The organism is Arsukibacterium sp. MJ3 (assembly GCF_000987765.1).
In the GTDB taxonomy this organism is placed as follows: Bacteria; Pseudomonadota; Gammaproteobacteria; order Enterobacterales; family Alteromonadaceae; genus Alishewanella.
The window spans coordinates 1-19,960 of sequence record NZ_LAHP01000015.1; the positions used below are offsets into that span (position 1 = coordinate 1).

General features: G+C 46.8%; 18 protein-coding genes. 13 read left to right on the forward strand and 5 right to left on the reverse strand.

The window, feature by feature from the left end; all coding sequences use genetic code 11:
• Positions 1–136 precede the first annotated feature (136 nt).
• The 7 genes from VT06_RS11685 to VT06_RS11715 all read left to right on the forward strand — a co-directional run bounded on the left by VT06_RS11685 (position 137) and on the right by VT06_RS11715 (position 6,001).
• Positions 137–691 (forward strand): hypothetical protein, encoded by a 555-nt coding sequence (locus tag VT06_RS11685; protein WP_052750240.1) that lies wholly within the window; start codon positions 137–139, stop codon positions 689–691.
• Positions 692–795: 104 nt separating this feature from the next.
• The gene (locus tag VT06_RS11690) at positions 796–1,065 is read left to right on the forward strand and encodes a hypothetical protein (protein ID WP_046554497.1); all 270 of its coding nucleotides are present in this window, start codon (positions 796–798) and stop codon (positions 1,063–1,065) included.
• A 115-nt stretch (positions 1,066–1,180) separates the two neighbouring features.
• On the forward strand, positions 1,181–3,358 hold the full coding sequence (locus VT06_RS11695) for an AAA family ATPase (protein ID WP_046554498.1): 2,178 nt from the start codon (positions 1,181–1,183) through the stop codon (positions 3,356–3,358).
• A 109-nt stretch (positions 3,359–3,467) separates the two neighbouring features.
• Positions 3,468–3,998 (forward strand): hypothetical protein, encoded by a 531-nt coding sequence (locus VT06_RS11700; RefSeq protein WP_046554499.1) that lies wholly within the window; start codon positions 3,468–3,470, stop codon positions 3,996–3,998.
• Positions 3,999–4,133: 135 nt separating this feature from the next.
• A complete protein-coding gene (locus VT06_RS11705) occupies positions 4,134–5,216 on the forward strand; it encodes a serine hydrolase (protein WP_046554500.1) in 1,083 nt (360 codons plus the stop codon).
• A gap of 274 nt (positions 5,217–5,490) precedes the next feature.
• Positions 5,491–5,745: a type II toxin-antitoxin system Phd/YefM family antitoxin gene (locus VT06_RS11710; RefSeq protein WP_046554501.1), complete on the forward strand. Its 255-nt coding sequence runs from the start codon at positions 5,491–5,493 to the stop codon at positions 5,743–5,745.
• Positions 5,738–6,001, forward strand: coding sequence for a Txe/YoeB family addiction module toxin (locus VT06_RS11715; RefSeq protein WP_046554502.1), 264 nt, complete (start codon positions 5,738–5,740; stop codon positions 5,999–6,001). The genes VT06_RS11710 and VT06_RS11715 overlap by 8 nt, the downstream gene beginning before the upstream one ends.
• A gap of 262 nt (positions 6,002–6,263) precedes the next feature.
• Here the strand turns inward: VT06_RS11715 and VT06_RS11720 are convergent, their stop codons facing one another.
• On the reverse strand, positions 6,264–8,630 hold the full coding sequence (locus tag VT06_RS11720) for a DUF748 domain-containing protein (RefSeq protein ID WP_046554503.1): 2,367 nt from the start codon (positions 8,628–8,630) through the stop codon (positions 6,264–6,266).
• Positions 8,631–9,007: 377 nt separating this feature from the next.
• On the opposite strand from VT06_RS11720, the gene VT06_RS11725 reads away from it, so the two are divergent.
• The 4 genes from VT06_RS11725 to VT06_RS11740 all read left to right on the forward strand — a co-directional run bounded on the left by VT06_RS11725 (position 9,008) and on the right by VT06_RS11740 (position 11,895).
• Positions 9,008–9,688, forward strand: coding sequence for an SDR family oxidoreductase (locus VT06_RS11725; protein WP_046554504.1), 681 nt, complete (start codon positions 9,008–9,010; stop codon positions 9,686–9,688).
• A gap of 34 nt (positions 9,689–9,722) precedes the next feature.
• Positions 9,723–10,358, forward strand: a complete 636-nt coding sequence (locus tag VT06_RS11730; RefSeq protein ID WP_046554505.1) for an SDR family oxidoreductase — start codon at positions 9,723–9,725, stop codon at positions 10,356–10,358.
• 218 nt (positions 10,359–10,576) lie between these two features.
• Positions 10,577–10,936: a PadR family transcriptional regulator gene (locus VT06_RS11735; RefSeq protein WP_046554506.1), complete on the forward strand. Its 360-nt coding sequence runs from the start codon at positions 10,577–10,579 to the stop codon at positions 10,934–10,936.
• A complete protein-coding gene (locus tag VT06_RS11740; protein WP_046554507.1) occupies positions 10,936–11,895 on the forward strand; it encodes a hypothetical protein in 960 nt (319 codons plus the stop codon). Before VT06_RS11735 ends, VT06_RS11740 begins: the two co-directional genes overlap by 1 nt.
• 62 nt (positions 11,896–11,957) lie before the next feature.
• Here the strand turns inward: VT06_RS11740 and VT06_RS11745 are convergent, their stop codons facing one another.
• Together VT06_RS11745 and VT06_RS11750 are read right to left on the reverse strand one after the other, a co-directional pair.
• Positions 11,958–12,179 carry a hypothetical protein gene (locus VT06_RS11745; RefSeq protein ID WP_046554508.1) on the reverse strand — a complete coding sequence of 74 codons (222 nt, stop codon included), beginning with the start codon at positions 12,177–12,179 and terminating at the stop codon, positions 11,958–11,960.
• Between the two features lie 219 nt (positions 12,180–12,398).
• A complete protein-coding gene (locus VT06_RS11750) occupies positions 12,399–12,611 on the reverse strand; it encodes a hypothetical protein (RefSeq protein ID WP_046554509.1) in 213 nt (70 codons plus the stop codon).
• Between the two features lie 191 nt (positions 12,612–12,802).
• Between VT06_RS11750 and tadA the strand changes: the two genes are divergently transcribed.
• Entirely contained in the window at positions 12,803–13,330 is a 528-nt protein-coding gene (tadA, locus tag VT06_RS11755) for a tRNA adenosine(34) deaminase TadA (RefSeq protein WP_046554510.1), read from the forward strand.
• A gap of 248 nt (positions 13,331–13,578) precedes the next feature.
• Here tadA and mltF read toward each other — a convergent pair whose 3' ends face one another.
• Positions 13,579–15,012: a membrane-bound lytic murein transglycosylase MltF gene (gene mltF / locus VT06_RS11760; RefSeq protein ID WP_046554511.1), complete on the reverse strand. Its 1,434-nt coding sequence runs from the start codon at positions 15,010–15,012 to the stop codon at positions 13,579–13,581.
• 150 nt (positions 15,013–15,162) lie between these two features.
• On the opposite strand from mltF, the gene purL reads away from it, so the two are divergent.
• Complete coding sequence (purL, locus tag VT06_RS11765) at positions 15,163–19,056, forward strand: phosphoribosylformylglycinamidine synthase (RefSeq protein WP_046554512.1); 3,894 nt, start codon at positions 15,163–15,165, stop codon at positions 19,054–19,056.
• A gap of 71 nt (positions 19,057–19,127) precedes the next feature.
• Here the strand turns inward: purL and VT06_RS11770 are convergent, their stop codons facing one another.
• Positions 19,128–19,826 (reverse strand): OmpW family protein, encoded by a 699-nt coding sequence (locus VT06_RS11770; protein WP_046554513.1) that lies wholly within the window; start codon positions 19,824–19,826, stop codon positions 19,128–19,130.
• Positions 19,827–19,960 lie beyond the last annotated feature (134 nt).

The following is a 19,960-nucleotide window of genomic DNA, read 5'->3' on the forward strand; positions in this document are numbered from 1 at the left end:
TTTTATGCATTTTAAACATAACAAGTGCAGTCACAATCTGCCACTGCGTGGCCTGGACCTCAACCGCTGCGCGAGTTTCGGCCTGTGCTGCAAGCGTTAGGCTAAATATTTCGACCATCGCACTCCGAGGATAAACATGACTGAAAAGCAGTTCGAAAAATTAAAATACTACGTGATTGCAATTACCATATTATTCGTAGTTGGACATCTGTTGTGGGAGCATTTGAATGGTGGAATATTGGGCCATCACTTGATGCACCATTCTGATTATCCTTTAATATCAAACTGGTGGGGGTTATTAATCCTCCCATTTTTGGCTTGGCTTTCTACAGTACGGATAGAGAAGCGTGTAACTCTTCAGTCTGGTGACGCGCCAGTAAGGACAAAGATTTTACGAGTCGTACTCATCGGTTTTTTCGGCATGCTGGTCTTGAGTCTTGTACAGTCACTCAGTTTTAGTATTGGCTACGAGAACGTTGCAATTTACTTGTCTTTAGGTTTGGTAGTAGTCGGTTTATTCCTGCCTATATACAGAGCGGAGTGTATTTTTGGTTATGTATTTGGCTCAATAGTTTTTACTGGAGCAGTAATTCCGCTTATAGGTATATTGGTAATTGCGGGGATTTCATGGTTTTCTCACGTATGTATAAAGCCATTAGTTTTTCGAGTTATTAGGGCGCAACCGCAGTAGTCTAGCCTAACAATCCGCGTCATTCGGGGCCTCCGGCCCCTGCGACGCTCACAAGTTCGCGCGCATGCGCGGGGCGTTAGCTAGAAAAGAGGTCTTCTGCCTACATGAGTGACAATGAAATACGACCAATATTCAGATTGTTGACACTAGCCCTTTCTATTGCGGCTTGGTATGCAGTTATTATATTTGTCCATGGTGAGGTTGCGTCGTTTAATTCAACGGTTGTTCCTTTCAAGTGGTATGTATTTTTCGTCACCGTTTTGGTCACGATTTTATTTTTTATTGCAGCGGTGGCGTTCACTTTTACAACGGTATTTGGTTATATGCCTAGAATGCTTTTTAGAGTTTTAACAGGCAAAACTATTAAAAATTAGTATGTTGAAGAGCGTAGCTAACAATCGCCATCAAAAACGCGCCCGTTGGGCGCTCGACTCGCAACAAGTTGCTCGCGTTTGTGGCGGGCGTTATGTGCTTAAAGGAAGCTCCTAGATGATTTCCAAGATAAGTATTCAGAATATCGCTAGCTACAAAACTGCAACCATTTTGGCCACTGACAAAAAAGTGAATGTTGTTTACGGACTAAACGGTTCAGGTAAGAGCACACTTTCTAACTATTTGTACCAACCAGAAGCCCCCGAATATCACGGTTGCTCTGTTGATATGGCTAACGATGCATCGCTCTATGTCTACAATCAGAGGTTCATCGAAGAAAACTTTTACGACGCCGATGATCTAAAAGGGATATTCAGTCTCTCCAAAGAAAATAAAGATATTGAGAAAGCCATCAATGAAGCTCACGCTGAACTCAGCGCACAGGCTCTTGTGGAAGAGAAAGAGCAACAAATTGCTAGTGATGAAAGGGCTGAACTTTCAGCTAAACGATCAAGTGCATGTAGCGTTACTTGGAAAATTAAGCAGGAATTTACAGGTGGAGACCGAGTTCTAGAAGGCTTTCTGGATGGCCTCAAGGGCAACAAAGAGACCTTATATTCTCATTTGTCGTCTTTACCCAAACCTGCTGATAAGCCGGATACGGATATCCCTCAGTTAAAGGCTGGTGTTGAGGCTTTAAGGGGAGATTCCGCTCAACAGTATTCCACTCTGAATCTTTTGGAGCTTGATGAACATGAAATCGAATTCGATCCTATCTTTGAGCAAGTGATAGTTGGTAATACCAACAGCTCTGTATCGGCGCTAATCGAAAAAATGAAAAATTCTGATTGGGTAAAAAAGGGATTAGTTTACCTAGAACCACCTTCTGAAAACGAGGCTAGCGCTTGTCCATTTTGTCAAGAAAGTACAATATCTCAGGAACTCGTCCAGCAAATCGAGAACTATTTCGATGAGTCTTATAGCAGTTCAATTGATCAAATTGAGGGTCTTTTGTCCCGTTACTCCACTGCACTCGAACAACTCACTTCGCTCGACATCTACAAGTCAAACCCATTCTCTATTGAAGAGCTACCTGCACTGACAGAGCAACATGGAAAATTAGCAAAAAAATTGGAGAAGAACGCAAGTCTAATAACAGCCAAGAATAATTCACCAAGCATGAGAGTATCTCTTGAAAGTACTCGAAACGAAGTTGCGAACTTTAACGAGTTGTTAGAAAAAATAAATGCAAAAATCTCAAAGCACAACGAAAAACTTGAGAATATTGATGCTGAATTAAACAAGTTGAAGCGATTGTTTTGGGATTTGATGCGCTGGGATTACGACCAAACTATCTCGGCTTTAGAAGTTCAGGTAACAACGTCCAATCAGAAACTGACTGAATCAAACGAGCGAGAAAAAGTCGCTACAGGCATTGTCGCATCAAAGAAAAGCGAAATTTCAATACTGCAAAAATCTACCGTCAACATTGAAGAAGCTATAGATAACATAAATATAGGTCTGGTTCAGATCGGCATATCCGATTTTTCAATAGCAAAACACAATGACACGCTTTACAAAATCGTGCGTCTAGGAAATTCAACAGCCGATTTTTCGTCTCTCAGCGAAGGTGAGAAGATGATCATAAGCTTTCTATACTTTTGCGAGTTATGTAAAGGCAAGCGGAACGCTTCAGAAGTTCCAGGAAAGAAAGTGGTGGTCATTGATGACCCAATATCGAGTCTATCTCATATATTTGTTTTCAATATTGGACGGCTAATTAAAAGCGAATTTTTTGATTCAGCGAATTTTGAGCAAGTTTTTGTGCTTACGCATAGTTTGTACTTTTTCTACGAATTAGCAGACTCAAACCACAAAAGAAGAAATGAACAGCAGAAACTGTTTCGGTTGTTTAAAAATGATGCAGGTAGCCAGATACTTAAAATGAGCTACGAAGAAGTTCAGAACGATTACCACTCCTACTGGTCTGTAGTCACTGATTCCGCGCAGCCCCCCGCTCTCATAGCTAATTGCATGAGAAATATCGTAGAGTATTTTTTCAATTTTGTTCAAAAACAAGACTTGAGCAACGTAATCCAAATGCCAGAGTTACAGGGGAATAAGCACCAGGCATTTTGCAGATACATTAATCGGGAGTCTCATTCGCTTGGGCAGAATATTTTCGATTACAAAGAGTTTGACTATGAGTCTTTTCGAGAGGGCTTAAAGCTCGTTTTCGAAGTAACGGGCTATATTGAGCATCATAACAAAATGATACAGGTACTGGGGAAATAACTTGTCAGCACATAACAAACGCAGGCACAGCGACGGCTTTTCCGTTGCGGCTTCGCCTTCACTACAAAGCCGCGCGTGCTGCGGGCGTTAGCACTAAAGGGAATTACTCATGAGCCGGCCAATTATTTTCACAATTCTATTTGCTTTCGCATTCGCTGTAAGAGCTGACTGTGACTCATTGTTAATGAATGGATTAAGCAATAATTTGAAACTCACTTATGAAGAGTTTGATCAAACTCCAGGGAATGGTTGGCGAGCTTTGGAAGCGAGGAAGTGCTACAGAGAAGCCGCTCTTCTGATTGATAAATATATTCTTAGCAACAATGCTAACCAAACATCGCTTAAATGGCATTTGTTGCAAATGTACGCTTTTTCTGGTGAAAGTAATAAAGCTCTTGAAATCGTTTCAGCTGTGCTGTTACCTGACGAGCAGCAAAGTAATTCGCCTTTTCTCTGGAACGATTATGTTTTGGCTACAGCTGGGTTTTTGGCAAAGGATCTTGCCAAACTAAAGCTTCATAGAGATAACGTTGCTAAGTACGGTAAAGGCTTTAAACCTAATGAAATGAACTTGGCAACTCTGGATCGATTAATTGAAAACTTTGACCAAACATACCAAATTGCGTACATCGGTGGCTAAGTGCTAACAAGCGCCATCAAAAACGCGCCCTCTGGGCGCTCGACTCGCAACAAGTTGCTCGCGTTTGTGGCGGGCGTTAGCTTGCAAAAGCAAAGTCGGTGCAATTGCGATGTAATCTTTAGATGTGGATATTAAATGACCAAATTCAGTGTGTTTGCTTTACTTTATTTGTTATCTCTTTGTACTGCATGTACTCAACAGTCAACTATCGATAACAGTGATGCAATTGATGCTCAATTGGTTGAAAATGCGCAAAAACACGGAATTCCCGGTCAAGCCGTGCTTGTGCTGCACAACAGCGATATTTTGTACCGAAATGCCATCGGTGTCACAGCGATCGAAGATGGTGTACTTGTAACGCCGAAGACGGTCTTTCCTGTCTACTCCATCACTAAGCTGTTCACCATCACGCTCGCTATGCAGTTACAGGAAGAAGGAAAACTTGATTTTTCTGCTCCAGCTTCACAATATGTCGACAATCTACCCCTTTCCTGGCGTAGTATACGAATCGAGCAGTTTCTTAATCATGCTTCGGGTATTCCTGAGTATTTTGACAGCAATGATTTTTCGCGCCCGTTTCCAGCTAGCTTAGATGCCGTATTTGCAAAGTTACACAAATTACCGCTTGTATCAGCACCGGGTGAGCGTACGAGCTATACCAACACCAATAATCTGGTGATTGCTGCTGTACTTGAGGTCATAACAGACACGCCTTATCGCGAGCTACTGCGCCAGCGAATCATCGAACCGCTTAACCTTCACGAGACGTGGCTCAATCTTGCTGATGTGCCTGAAGCTCGCCTTGTTAAAAGCTATCGGGCGGGGGCAGGTCAGATTGAGCCTGCTCTGTCTATCTCATGGCCGGATTACAGCATCGCACATGTAGGCGCGTATATGACACTGGATGATTTAGGCAAATTCATGTCTGCCTTAGCGCATGGGCGTCTTGTTTCAAAGGTTGAGCTGCTGCGCCTATGGCAGCCCTATAGACTTGCTAACGGTGCTACAGGCTTTTTTGCAAACGGTTGGGACTATGGTGAGTGGGGGCGTTGGCACGAAGTTAGTCATGATGGTGGCACCAAGGTCCGGGCGCGTATACTGTTCGATGACAATCTCGATGATCATTATATTGTAGTCTATTTGACCAATGGCAATAAGGATGGAGTTTGGTCGCACACGCTTGTCCGTTCGGTCCAGACCATTATATTGCCGAATTAGCTGTCGCACAGAAAAGTCGGCGCCCTTATCGCTAAGCACAAGCAAGTTTTAACTGTGTCAGTAAGTAACTTTATTCCGGCATTGTTTGCGTGTGGTTTTCTTAGCTCAAGATAGCCATGATACAAATGATTATGGCGTTAACCCTAAGTCTGGTGTGCCAACATAAAACCTATCCTGTTGTTGGACAAGCTCGGGTATACATATGTCCTACTCGCTGTACATGTCTCTGTAGCTAGACTATACTTGTCTTGTCTAACGTACAGGTGGAGGTTTTATGAGAATTGTGTCTTTTACAGAAGCAAGAAACAGTTTAAAAGCGGTGTTAGATGCAGTGGTGAATGATGCTGATACAACAGTGATTACTCGTCGTGATTCAGAAGATGCCGTTGTTATGTCACTGGACTACTATAACAGCCTGATGGAAACGGTGCATTTACTTCGTTCACCATCAAATGCAGAGCATTTGAGTCGCTCAATTGCACAATTCAAGGCTGGTAACGTCACTCAAAAAGACTTAATTGATGAGTAATCGTTTACTTTCCTGGACTGATGAAGCTTGGAGCGATTACTTATATTGGCAGACTCAAGACAAAAAAACGCTTAAGCGTATAAACAAACTGATAAACGATGTTAAACGTTCGCCTTTCGAAGGTATTGGTAAACCAGAGCCGTTAAAAGAAAACTTAGCTGGTTTTTGGTCTCGGCGCATCGATGATATAAATCGGTTAGTCTATGCAGTTGATGATAATGTAACGACGATAATCTCGTGCCGTTATCACTACTAAACTCAGACAATCAAAAAAATTCAAAGGTAGTTTTGGCTGCAACTTGCGGATTTAGAGCTTTTGAATAAGCGGTTATAAAATACAAGGCGAGCTCACTTGAATATTAATGCTACGTTGGTCGGCGAGATCATTTTCGTATTCGTACTGCTAGTCGTTGCTGGTGCTTAAAAAAGAGGTAAGTTCAGCTGCTGCGACCTATCCTGTTGTTGGACAAGCCCGGGTGTGTTTGGGCCTGTTTCTAGCGCCATATTTGCTCGCTTGCTCAATCCACGGTGATAGCAACTTCTATGGCAATACGCTCGCCGTCCACTGAATTGACCTCTCTGGGTTTTAGCAGGCGCACTCGGTTAGCTGCGATACCTGTATCCTCATCTTGGTTGATTAGGGCGTCCCGTGCTGCTGATGCGCGGGCGTTGGCGATGGCTTCGAGCTCAACGTTGGTAACAGTTTGTGCGGCGATAACCCGTTCGGCCAGGTGGTTGCGATAGGCCAGGGCGTCAAATCCGGTTCCATTGGATGACGCATTTTGTTTTTCAGTGAAACGCGCCTTTGCATCCGCCAGGCCAGCCGCTTGGTAATACGTGGTGAACATTGTCTCTACCATATCTTGATTGGACTCGGTCGTCAGGCTGGGAGCGGCGACGTTGAGGCCCACCTCAGCAAGGCGTTGCCGCAAGGCGTCGATGGCTTTCTGACGTTGCAGGGCAGGACCATCGAACACCCTGCTGAAAGGGCCGGCGAGCTCCAGGACCAGTGCTGGGCGCTGATTGAGGGCCTTGCGGAGCTTGGCAATGCGCTCGCGTTGGGGAGGAAGTAGGTCGGCACGGCCCTGCGGGAACTCAATCTGGCCAAGATCTTCTGGATCAGCGCCGACCAGGCTTGCCAGAAAACTGAAAGGTGCTTGAATGGCAGACATAATAGCGTTTCCCAGTGCCTGTCGAATAACCTTGTCGAAGTTGAATTTTGGATCGCCAACATTTCCGGTTACCGGTAATGTTAGCTCAATGACACCATTGCTGTCTTGGAGTAGGGCTATGGCGAGGTTTAGTGGCAGGTCCATGGCGTCGCTGGACGCCATCTTTTCGCCGAGTATCAGATCACGAAGTACAAGATTGTTTTGGCCGTCGAGTTGCTTGTTATCGATGGTATAGTCAAGATCAAGGTCCATGGTACCCCCCGCAATCTTGCGGCCGGCGAAATTCACGGTATAAGGAGAGTATTCCGGGACCTGAAGGTTGCGAAACCTCAGGTTTACATTGGTCTGGCTTGTCGGATGCCAGGCGTGGACGGCACCGTCAACGTGCGCCAGGCCGAACTCTGCGACCTGGCCTTCCAGCTTAACCCGCGCCGGCTCGGCCGAGGTAGAGCTTAACGTCGATATCGCTCCGTTCAACGTGTGGATGCTTGTCGAGAAGGGCAGCGGCAGGGAGTCATCTGCAAACCGGAGGGCGCCGTCGGTCAGCTCAATACTTTCAATGGTGATACTGAATGGGGCTAGCTCCTCGTCTGTGTCGTTTTTACGCGCACTATTGTTACTGTTTTTGGCGTCGGCTGGCGGCTTTGCCACGAGCTGTCCGAAGTTGGTGCTCTGGTCTTCGTGGATCACAACCCGGCCGAACAGACCTTCAACGGCGATGGAGTGGGTCTCAATCTGTTTTTCTTTGAGGCGCAAATCGAGCTGTTCGGTCTGAAGGCGGCGCAAGCCGATGAGTGGCTCGTCATTGGGCCCTTCACTGATGCTTAGCGCGCCAATGCCGGCGGAGCCCTTAAAAGCAAAGGGTTGCTGTGCATCGGAATGAATTTGGCCGCTCAGGGTTAGTGTTCCGCTGTTAAGTCGCACATCAGCGAACTGCCTTAGGTAGGGTTCAACCTGAAATAGCGCCAGTTCATCAATAGTGGCATTGCCCTCCAGGGCGGTAGTCGGTAGTAGTTGAAGCGTACCGTCGAAAGCGAGCTTACCGCCTTGCGCGAGCTGCCCCGCCAGCTGCACCGGGAAGCGCGTAGATTTCTGCAACGTTAAATCCTTTATGGTTAGTCCAATGTCCTGCAGTGTCAGCGATACCTGTTTCGCTTTACCCGCGCCAGCAGCCGTAGTGTCCTTTAGGTTGTCAGCGAAGTGCAGAACACCGTCCTCCAGCTGCAGTATGGCGATCCGCAGCGCAGGCAGCGGTGCAGGTTTATCTTTTCTTGACGCTTGGTCAGGCGGCAGGGCGGCTAGCCGCGAGAAGCGGGTTTCGCCAGAAGCGAAGCGTTCTTCCTGAATGATCGGCTTGTTGAATCTGATTGTTTTAAAAGTCCAGGCCCTGTTGATGATGCTCGACCAGCCAAGATCAATAAACAACCTGTCCCAGCTAAGCAGCTGTTGGTTGTCGATGTCGTCAAGAGCAACCCCATCAATCCGCAGCGTCAGTGTGAAGGGGTTGGCCTGTACCGACGCTATGCGAAGTTCGCGGCCAAAGTCTTCCTGAACGGTGTTCACTGCGAGGTACCGGACCAACCAGGGCAAAACCAAAAAGCCCAGCAAGGTGTACGCGATGACCAGCGCGAGCAGCCAGAATCGAATTCGGCGCGGGGAGCCCCAGTGGGTTTGCAGATAGCCGCCGAACTGACGGAGTGAACTGCTGTACATAAGTCAGCCTCCATTGGAATAAGTAGCAATGCAAAGTGTAGACGTGTCTGTGCCAAGCGTCACTTTTGAGTTTTTTGTCGCGAAATTCGTTGTGCGAACTTTTCTTGCTTATCTCAGCGGCTAATAAATAAAGGTATTTCGCTAGGCAAAGGTCACTATGCATTGAATGGTCTTAATTTATGGGTGTAGTGTCTTCATAGCATGAAAATCTTACATGCTTTAATAACATTATTACGATGCCTGCCCATTTATTGAGCTTAATAATTCTCGCATTCCCTGATTTTATTGGCCTGCACCGATATTTTTAAACTGGTATCGATATTGCTGCGTTACCAACAGGCTAAACAGCCATATCGCTTAAATTAAGGATAACCACTATGCAGAATGAAAAAATAGTACTGATTACCGGAGCCTCTAGCGGCATAGGTGCTGCCACCGTCGATAAGGTAATAGAAGCCGGACACAAAGCCGTTATTACGGCGAGACGGTCCGATAAGCTGAATGAAATAGTAAAGCGGTGGGGGGAAGATAAAGTGTTGGCAGTAACGGCAGACGTATCAAAACTGGACGAGATTAAACACGTGGTTAAAAAAGCTAAAGAAAAATTTGGCCGAATAGACGTTGTTTTCGCTAATGCGGGCACCGGTGTAAACGCCGCCGGCATTGAAAAGGGTGATGCGGCTGAATGGAAAACCATGCTGGATGTTAATATTAATGCGTTATTGTTTACGGCTAAAGCCAGCTTACCCTCATTAAAAGAAACGCAGGGACATTTCATTATTACCAGTTCAATTGCTGGCAAGATAACCCTGAAAGGGTCAGTGTATGGCGCCTCTAAATGGTTTGCTTACGGTTTTGGACAAAATTTAGCCGCTGAAATGGCTGAATGGAACGGTCGTTGCACCACCATATGTCCTGGCATGGTCAACACGCCATTTTTTGACGAAGCCAAACCAGACAAGTTAGATCCTGGCGATATAGCAGATGCGGTGTTGTATGCTATTTCTGCCAATACAAGATGCGCTATACGTGAAATTACCCTAATGCCAACGCAGTAACAGCGAATATAATTTTAATGTAAAGGAGTGAGAAATGACTAAGACACTAATTATTGGCGCGAGCGGACAAATTGGTAAAATGACTACTAAGCTTTTACTTAACGCTAAACAACACGTGGTTGCACTGGTACGTGATAAAGCTAAATTGAGCGATGTTGACAGCCCGTTTTTGAGCATTACCGAGCAAGATCTGGAAGGTAATTTTAACATGGCATTTCAAGACTGCGAGCAAGTGATTTTTGTCGCTGGTTCAGGCGGCAGTACCGGGGCTGACAAAACGATGCTTATTGACTTATGGGCGGCAGTAAAAGCGGTTAAATACGCCAAAGCGCATAACGTAAAACACTTTATACTGGTTAGCTCAATTGGTGCTGACGACCCGGAAGCTATTAGCGGTGATATGAAACCTTATCTGGTAGCCAAGCACATGGCAGACCAACAGCTTATTAATAGCGGCGTAGCCTATACCATTGTTCGTCCTGGCAGCTTGACTAACCATAGTGCTTCCATTCAGGTAACTACCAACAGGCCTGCTAATAATTCAGATGCTAAAATTAGTCGGGAAAACGTAGCTAACGCACTACTGCATATTGCTACAAATGCCGTCAATAATAGCCGCATTTTTGAATTATTTGATGGCAGTACACCGATTGCAGCTGCGGTTAAATAGCGTTTTTTTACACTAGCGCAATGTTGCTTTTGTGCTGGTGTATTTTTCTCCTTGTTCTCTTTGCTCTCCTTTTTTCTACCCGGTAAACATCAACACGCTTTAAATACCCCCTTACGATAAATATAAATTATTTGATTGCTTGCTTTTATACTGTGTGGCGCCTAGTATTGTAACTGTGCATCACACAGTATGTGTTACACAGTATAAAAGGATGGCTTATGACAACGGCTCAATTAGACAAAATGCGTTTGGAGCTGCGCCGGGGGGTGCTGGTATTAGCGGTATTAGGGTCGTTACGCCAGCGGCACTATGGCTACTCGCTGCGCCGGCACTTACAAGACGCGGGTATAGATATTGATGAAGGTACTTTGTATCCACTGGTGCGGCGCCTGGCGGATCAGGGCTTACTTGAAAGCGAATGGCAGCAGGGTGAAGGGCGTGAGCGGCGTTATTATCAGTTATCTGAATTAGGTGCTGAACTGCTGCAACAACTTACCCAGGAATGGAGCACCTTAAACAATGCTTTGTTGCCGCTGTTGCAACCTGAGCAAGCAAAACCGACAGAGGAGCAAGGTTAATGGACTTAGTTAAACGCTATATCGCGGCGGTGCAGCGCGAATTACCCGAGCAAAAACGCCAGGAAATAGGCCGGGAACTTAATGCTAATATTATGGACGAGCTGGATGCCCTGGCTGAACAGCAAGGTAGTCAGCTTAATGAGCAGCAAGTTGCTGTTGTACTGAAAAAAATGGGGCACCCAACGCTAGTGGCCCGGCAGTTTTACCCTGCTGTACCGTTGATTCCGTTGCAGGTTATGCCGCTGTATAAACATACCCTGTTTATGGTATTAGGGGTGCTATTTGTACTGCAGGTGGTGTTTGTAACCAAAAACTGGTTAGCGGGCGCTGACATGGGGCTGCTACTATTTATCATGGGGGTGGCATCTGGTTTTATTGAGGATGCGGTTTTTGGATTTACCGCCATTACCTTGGGGTTTGCGCTGATGCCGGAAAATACTCAGTCAGGCCCTTGTAAAGGCTATAGCCAATGGCAACCGCTAGAGCTACCTGCTGTTGGCGAAAGCTGGCAGCATATTAGCCTCAGTGATATCTTCAGCGATTTGACCACCTATGCGTTCTTATTACTGCTTATTTGGTTTCCGCTATGGCAACAATATTTTAGCGAGGCGGCAACGGATGGTTCTGTATTTAGTGAACATTCGTTGCAGTTATTTATGTGGTTTAGCCCGTTTATTGTGCTGGGTGTGTTGAGCAGTTTGTGGCAATTACGCCGTCGAATCTGGAGCCGGCAATCATTAACGCTAAATGTGCTGGTTAATCTGGCTTTCTTTACAATGTTTTTACTACTTGCTGCGGCTGGGCCTTTACTGCAGCTGGATACCGAGCGCTGGGCCGTTTATTTCAGCCCGGACACGCTGCAGCAAAGCATTAGGATAGGTTTGGTTTTCTTTGCGCTTATCCCAGGCTATGAGGTAGTGCGGGATGTGCTGCGGTTGCGCCGATTTTTAAAGCAATAATCTTGTTTTGTAATATGACACCTCTGCCATTGTTTACGTAATAGCAGAGGTGTCATTGCCTATTAATACTGACGTTGCTTGCGGTTGTCACGCACTAACCACCACACCAGCCACCCAAACAATAATAATGGTGCCAGGGTAAATACAGCGGTAATGCCAAGGGCCAATACGGCGGCTACCAGGCCAAGCAGAATGCCAAATACTGAGCCGATAATAGCCAGAATGGTTGGCAGGCAGTAAATGCCAAGTAATACGGCGAGAATAATAATGACAGTGTTGTTCATGAGCATAGTTCCTTATGTTGTATTAACAAACATACTTCAAGAGCTATGCCATGATTAAATTGCTATATAAAACAATGGTTTATTTTTATGGCGTTGCGAAAATACCCGTTGCAAGAACTTGTAATAGTGTTTTTGACTAAATAGTGGTTAAATTTTTATGAGTGGGAATTATGAGCTGCCAGTGGGTTTGGCAGCCGTTGATAGTCTAATCGGTGGTTTTTACAGCTTATTAATTTGATCTTTAAGTTGATAAGCTTTGTCGGTGACAATCGTTTCCAGCGTACTCACCCGCTGTTTTAATTTGTCGAGCTGCGCTTTTAATTCGGTGACTTCCTGGCTTTTACCTTTACCTTTATTTTTGTTATATGAATCGAATGCTGAGTAACTTAAGCCGCCAATAATGGCCAGTGCGGCAATTTCAAATGGTCCCATGGTGTTCTTCCTTTTTTTATTCGGTAACAAGCAAAAGCAAGCTTAATGCCATTTTATTAATAATGATATAAAACATAAGCATACTTTATTTAGGTTATGCAGGGTGTAGTATAAACCACAAAAGTGTAGTCAATATCAGCAGATAGTAGTGGTAAACTGCATACAGGTGTTCGAAAAAATTGTAAGAGTGTATGACCGACCAACAATGGATGACCAAAGCGCTGGAACTCGCTGTAAAAGCCGAGCAGGCCGGTGAAGTGCCGGTTGGGGCTGTAATAGTGAAAGACGGCCAGCTTATTGGTGAAGGGTATAATCAGATGATTAGCCTAAATGATCCGTCGGCCCATGCTGAAATGCAGGCAGTGCGACTGGCAGGTGGTCGTTTACAGAACTACCGCTTAACCGACTGTACCTTGTATGTCACGCTTGAGCCTTGCAGCATGTGTGCGGGTATGCTGGTGCACAGCAGGGTGGCGCGGCTGGTATACGGCGCCAGCGATTATAAAACCGGGGCTGCCGGCTCCATTATGAATGTAGTGCAGCACCCTGATCTTAACCATCAACTTGAAGTAACCGGCGGGGTATTACACGAGCAATGTGCGGCCATGTTATCGGCATTTTTCAAAAAACGACGTCAAGAAAAGAAAGCGTTAAAGCAAACTAATTTGCAGCAGGGTCTTGCGGTGGATGATCCTGCAGGCCAGGATGATCCTGCATAATAGTCTGGAAATTACGTCGTCTGCGATGCAGTTTCAATAAGTCGGTATTGCGCTTTACCCGCCGCCGGCTGGAGCTAATGGCGAAGGCACTAAGCTTACGGCGTTTTAATGGTGGTTTTTTTCGTTTTAGCATGCCACACCTGGTTACTTACATCTTATTAAACCTATATGCCACTACTATAGGGCTGCCGCCGCCCGACAACAAGCGCTTGTGCTTAAATGTTGCAACTTTATGGTTCAATCGGTGGTTAAGGTTGGGCGTAGGGTGCTAATGCGGTGGGGTCGGCCAGTAGCTCTTCAGTTAACCGCTGTCGTTGTTGCTCAAGCCGTTGTTCAGCTTGTTGTTTTTCGTCGGTCCAGACTAGTGTGTCATAATAACGGCGAATATTTTCAACATACATGACGGCTTCATCTCCACGGGCATAGCCGTAACGGGTATGTTGATACACTGCTTTTTGCCGCAGTAACGGCAGCCGTTGTTTTACTTCAAGCCATTTGTCTGGGTCTACACCGTCTTTTTGGGTAAGAATTCGGGCATCTTCAACATGACCCCAGCCAACATTATAGGAGGCCAGTGCAAACCATAATCGGTCTGGCATAGCAATCCGCTCTGGGATCCGGCTCACTAGTCGGTGCAAATAACGGCTGCCACCGCGAATACTTTGCTCAGGATCGAGCCTGCTGTTAACGCCCATTTGCTGAGCTGTAGGCAGTGTTAACATCATCAGGCCGCGCACCCCGGTGGGGCTGCGGGCTTTAGGATCCCAATGTGACTCCTGATATGCTAATGCTGCCAATAAACGCCAGTCAAGTTCCCCGGCATATTGCATAAATAAGGGTTTAAAAGCAGGTAAGCTTGCCGTTATGGCTTCAATATACTTTAAGGTATCAACATAATCGAATTGGCTGACATGACCAAAATAACGGTCTTCCAACGTAATAAGCTCACCACTTTGGTAAATAGCGCCAAAAAATTCAATCAGTACTGTCAGCAGTGAATCATCGCTATTATCGGCTAACAGCCAGCCAACCGGCTGATTGTCGCTGACAGTAAAACCAATACTTAAATTAGGATAAAAACGCCGGTTAATCGCCAACTGGTTAGAGTCAGTCAGAGTATAAGGAATTTTGCCATCAACCACTAATTGCAGCACGTCGTCAGCATCAAGATCCTTTTGTTCTGACCAGCGTAAGTTTGGGTAATCATGGCTAAGCAGAGTCAGTGTTTGCGCATGACTGCTGTTTTCTATTACCACGATGGGCTCAGTAATATCAGCCATGGAACGCGGCCAGTCATTACCCTGGCGAAAGACTAACAGTTCGCTGATCCAGCGATAAGCCGGCGCGGCCCGATAACGACTAAGCCGCTGCGGGGTAAGCGTAAGGCCGCCGGCAATAAAATCGACCTGGCCGGTGTCCAGTTTTTGCAGCAGTTCGTCCAGATGGTAACTAGGAAACAACTCTAGTTCGACATCCAGTTTAGTCGCCAACGTTTGCGCCAACTCATATTCAAAACCGGTTGGGCCATCAACCCCAATAAAATAACTGGTGGGGCCATGCAATAGGCCAACCCGCAGGCTGTTGCGCTGATAAATGTTGTCGAGCTGAGAGGTGTTTTCTGCCACTGGCGCACATGCGCTAAGCAGGCAAACAGCCAGCCAGAAAAACGCCTTTAGTTGCATGCAAAACCTGCTATTTACGTCGTTGTGTGCTGTTATATCAAACTTAAGCGGGGTAGTCAGTTTTTTCACATACCACTTAGCGTGAAATGTCTTTATAATAGCGCACTAAAATCAGCTTCCCCCGACGCTCAACCAACGGAAACCTAGCCTATGTTGATCCTGCGTGGTGCACCTGCACTGTCCGAATTTCGAATTGCCAAGTTACTTGACCATTGTACAGAGCGGGCCTTACCAGTAACGACAATTTACGCCGAATATATGCACTTTGCTAACAATCGCGCGGCACTAAGCAGCGATGAGCAAAGTAAGCTGGATAAACTACTAACCTATGGTCCAGCCATTGCCAGCCACGAACCTGCTGGCCAGTTATTCTTAGTGACGCCTAGGCCAGGCACCATTTCGCCGTGGTCGTCAAAGGCCAGTGACATAGCGCACAATTGTGGCCTTAGTAAAATAACTCGCTTAGAGCGTGGTATGGCTTATTACGTGCAAAGCAGCCGGCCGTTAGATGCCACTGAACTGGTAACGCTTTGTAGCGCATTGCACGACAGAATGATGGAAGTGGTGTTTAGTGAATTTAGCCAGGCTAGTGCGTTATTTTGCCAGGCTGAACCTGCTAGCTTAAGCTCAGTAGATATTATGCACAGTGGTCGACAAGCACTGGCCGATGCCAACATGGCGATGGGCCTGGCGCTGGCTGATGATGAAATTGATTATCTGGTGACTAACTTTCAGCAAATGGGCCGTAACCCAAACGACATTGAGCTGTATATGTTTGCTCAGGCGAACTCTGAGCATTGCCGCCATAAAATTTTCAATGCCGACTGGACTATCGACGGTGTAGTGCAGCCAAAATCGTTGTTCAAGATGATTAAAAACACCTATGAACACACTCCGGATTATGTGTTATCAGCGTATAAAGACAATGCAGCGGTAATGACCGGCTCAGTGGCCGGGCGCTTTTTCCCGGTACCGGGCAGCGGTGAATATCATTATCATCACGAAGATATTCATATTTTAATGAAAGTTGAAACCCATAACCACCCAACGGCTATTTCCCCTTACCCTGGTGCAGCTACCGGCTCGGGTGGCGAAATTCGGGATGAGGGCGCTACTGGCGTGGGCTCGAAGCCGAAAGCCGGCCTGGTCGGTTTTTCGGTGTCTAACTTACGTATTCCGGGTTTTGAGCAGCCTTGGGAAACAGATTTTGGTAAGCCGGCGCGTATCGTCAGTGCGCTGGATATTATGTTGGAAGGCCCACTAGGTGGCGCGGCCTTTAATAACGAATTTGGTCGGCCAGCCATTAATGGCTATTTCCGTACTTACGAAGAAAAAGTCACCAGCCATAACGGCGAGGAAGTAAGGGGTTACCATAAACCCATTATGATCGCGGGTGGTTTAGGTAATATTCGGGCAGACCATGTGCAAAAAGGCCTGTTACCCCCTGGCGCCAAGCTCGTGGTGTTAGGTGGCCCGGCCATGAATATCGGCTTGGGTGGTAGTGCTGCGTCATCAATGGCGTCAGGCCAGTCGGCAGAAGACTTAGACTTTGCCTCAGTGCAGCGGGAAAACCCCGAAATTGAACGACGTTGTCAGGAAGTTATTGACCGTTGCTGGCAGCTGGGTAAGGACAACCCCATTTGTTTTATTCATGATGTTGGCGCGGGTGGTTTGTCGAATGCCTTTCCTGAGCTGGTAAATGATGGCGGTGTCGGGGGCAAATTTGAGCTGCGTAATGTGCCAAACGATGAACCCGGTATGTCGCCGTTACAAATTTGGTGTAATGAGTCGCAAGAGCGCTATGTTATGGCCATTCCGCCAGAAAAGCTGGCGTTGTTTGAACAAATTTGTCAGCGAGAACGTGCACCTTATGCGGTAGTAGGCGAAGCCACCAGCGATAAGCACTTAACCTTAACCGATCAGCACTTTGGCACCACGCCCATTGACTTGCCGTTAAGTGTGCTGCTGGGTAAGGCGCCGAAAATGCACCGCGACGTACAAAGTGCTCAGGCTGCTGGCCAGCCATTTAAGCGTGATGGTATTAGCATTGCCGATGCCGTTGAGCGCTTACTGCGCTTACCAACTATTGCTGAAAAAACCTTTTTGGTTACTATTGGCGATCGCACGGTTACTGGTCTGGTAGCTCGGGATCAGATGGTTGGCCCCTGGCAGGTGCCGGTAGCTAACTGCGGTATTACTGCTGCCAGCTATGACACTTATCATGGTGAAGCCATGGCCATGGGTGAGCGCACGCCGGTAGCCTTGCTGGATTTTGCTGCCTCAGCCCGTTTAGCGGTAGCCGAAGCCATTACCAATATTGCCTGTAGTGATATCAGTGATTTAAAGCGTATAAAACTATCGGCCAACTGGATGTCGGCTGCGGGGCACCCGGGTGAAGACGCCGGTTTATATGCGGCAGTAAAAGCCATTGGCGAAGAGTTATGCCCGGCACTACAAGTAACCATCCCGGTGGGTAAAGACTCGATGTCGATGAAAACCACCTGGCAACAACATGGTGCAGAGCACGCGGTTACCTCGCCTATGTCACTGGTGATCACAGCGTTTGGCCGGGTAGAAGATATTCGTAAAACGGTCACGCCACAACTGCGCACCGATAAAGGCGACAGCAGCGTGTTGTTAATCGACTTAGGCCAGGGTGCTAACCGTTTAGGTGCATCATGTTTAACTCAGGTGTATAAGCAGCTGGGTGAAACGCCGGCCGATTTAGACAGCCCACAGTTATTGCTGAATTTGTTTGCTGCAGTGCAGCAATTAGTTCGCGAACAAAAATTACTGGCTTACCACGACCGCTCAGACGGCGGTTTATTTGTAACGCTGGCTGAAATGGCATTTGCCGGTAAAGCTGGTTTTAAAGTGGATATTAGCAACCTTGGCCAGGACGATTTAGCGGTACTATTTAGTGAAGAACCCGGCGTGGTTATTCAGGTAGCGAATAGCGAACTGGCTTATGTGCAGCAGTTGTTGGCCCAGCACCAGCTGGCAAGCTGCAGCCATACTTTGGGTATGGTAAGCCAAAGCGATAAGCTGGAATTTGTCCGCGGCACAAACAATGTATACAGCGACAGTCGCAGCCGCTTGCGCAGTATCTGGGCCGAAACCAGCTATCAGATGCAGGCACTGCGTGATAACCCGGCCAGTGCTGCAGAAGAGTTTGCGGCTAAAGCTGATGCCGCCGATCCTGGTTTAAATGTAAAACTACGCTTTGATGTAAATGAGGACATAGCTGCACCTTTTATTTTAAAAGGAGCGGCCCCGAAAGTGGCCATATTGCGTGAGCAGGGAGTTAACTCGCATCTGGAAATGGCGGCTGCCTTTAACCGCGCAGGTTTTAATGCCATTGACGTGCATATGAGCGACATTTTGGCCGGCCGGGTTAAGTTAAGCGACTTTAACGGTTTAGCTGCCTGTGGGGGGTTCTCGTACGGTGATGTACTGGGTGCCGGTGAAGGCTGGGCTAAGTCGGTGTTGTTTAACGACCTTGCCCGGGCGCAATTTGCTGCCTTTTTTGAACGGCCAACTACTTTCTCGTTAGGGGTGTGTAATGGTTGTCAAATGATGTCGAATTTGAAAAGCTTGATCCCGGGTGCCGATTTATGGCCACATTTTGTGCGCAATAAATCAGAGCGTTTTGAAGCCCGTTTTAGCCTGGTAGAAATTCAGCAAAGTCCGTCACTGTTTTTCAGTGGTATGGTTGGTTCACGCATGCCAATCGCGGTTTCTCATGGTGAAGGCCATGCCGAGTTTGCCAGTAGCGACGCCTTTGCCAAGGCCAACCACAGTGGCACGGTAGCAATGCGCTTTGTTAATAACGTGGGTAAAGTAACCGAACAGTATCCGGCTAACCCTAATGGCTCGCCCGCGGGTATTACGGCACTGACGACTAAAGATGGCCGGGTCAGTATTATGATGCCGCACCCTGAACGGGTATTTCGTACTGTTGCAAATTCCTGGCACCCGGATGACTGGCAGGAAGACAGCCCCTGGATGCGGATGTTCCGTAACGCTCGGGTCTGGCTGGGGTAAACCCGTTTGGTCTTTATGAAAAACCCTGCTGTTGCAGGGTTTTTGTTAGCTATGCGCTTGCCTTACGATAACTATAGTGTCCAGCGCAGGCCTATCATTGCCACATAAGGGTCGATATTAATATCAACACTTTGCACGGTGTTGCCATTTACCTGAACCCGGCCGGTGGTATCAATATCCATTTTACTCAGCATCAAATGCAGGCCCAGATTATCGCTAAATTTAATGTTTACACCGGCTTGCAGCGCTAAACCAATCGAGTTTTTTGCCTTTAACGTTACGCTGTCGTTAGCACTGGTTACGCCCAGTGCCTGCAGCGCTGTTGTTAATTCATTGTCGACCTGTTCATCAAAGAAAAGCGTGTAATTCAGGCCAACACCAACAAACGGATCAAATGTCTGGTTTGCTGGCATAAAGTGATACTGCGCCAGCAGGGTAGGTGGTAAGTGTTTGGTTTTACCCACTTTAAGGCCGTCGATGGCAGAACCTTGCACCGTCATTTCATGGCTAAACGGCGTAGCAGCGATTAACTGTATGGCCCAGTTTGATTGAAACCGATAATCCATTGTCAGGCCTAATTGCGTGTTGCTGTTTACCGCTACCGCAGTTGAGCCGCTGGTTAAGCCGGCAACTTGTTCAATCACATTTAAGCTGGAACTGCTGTCGTTTGGTGCAACACTGATAGCACCAACATTAATAGCAAAATCAGCAACAGCCGGTGCGGCTGCCAACGCGGAAATAAGCGGGATAATAATTAACGATGTTTTCATAAAATGCTCCACAGATAAGTTCTGCGGTCATTGTGAGTGATAGCAAGATTAGAATATTGGCCTAGATCAATAAAAAAACCGGCGGCAGTCTATTCCGCCGGTTACTTTGTTCTAAATCAATGAAACCACAGCAA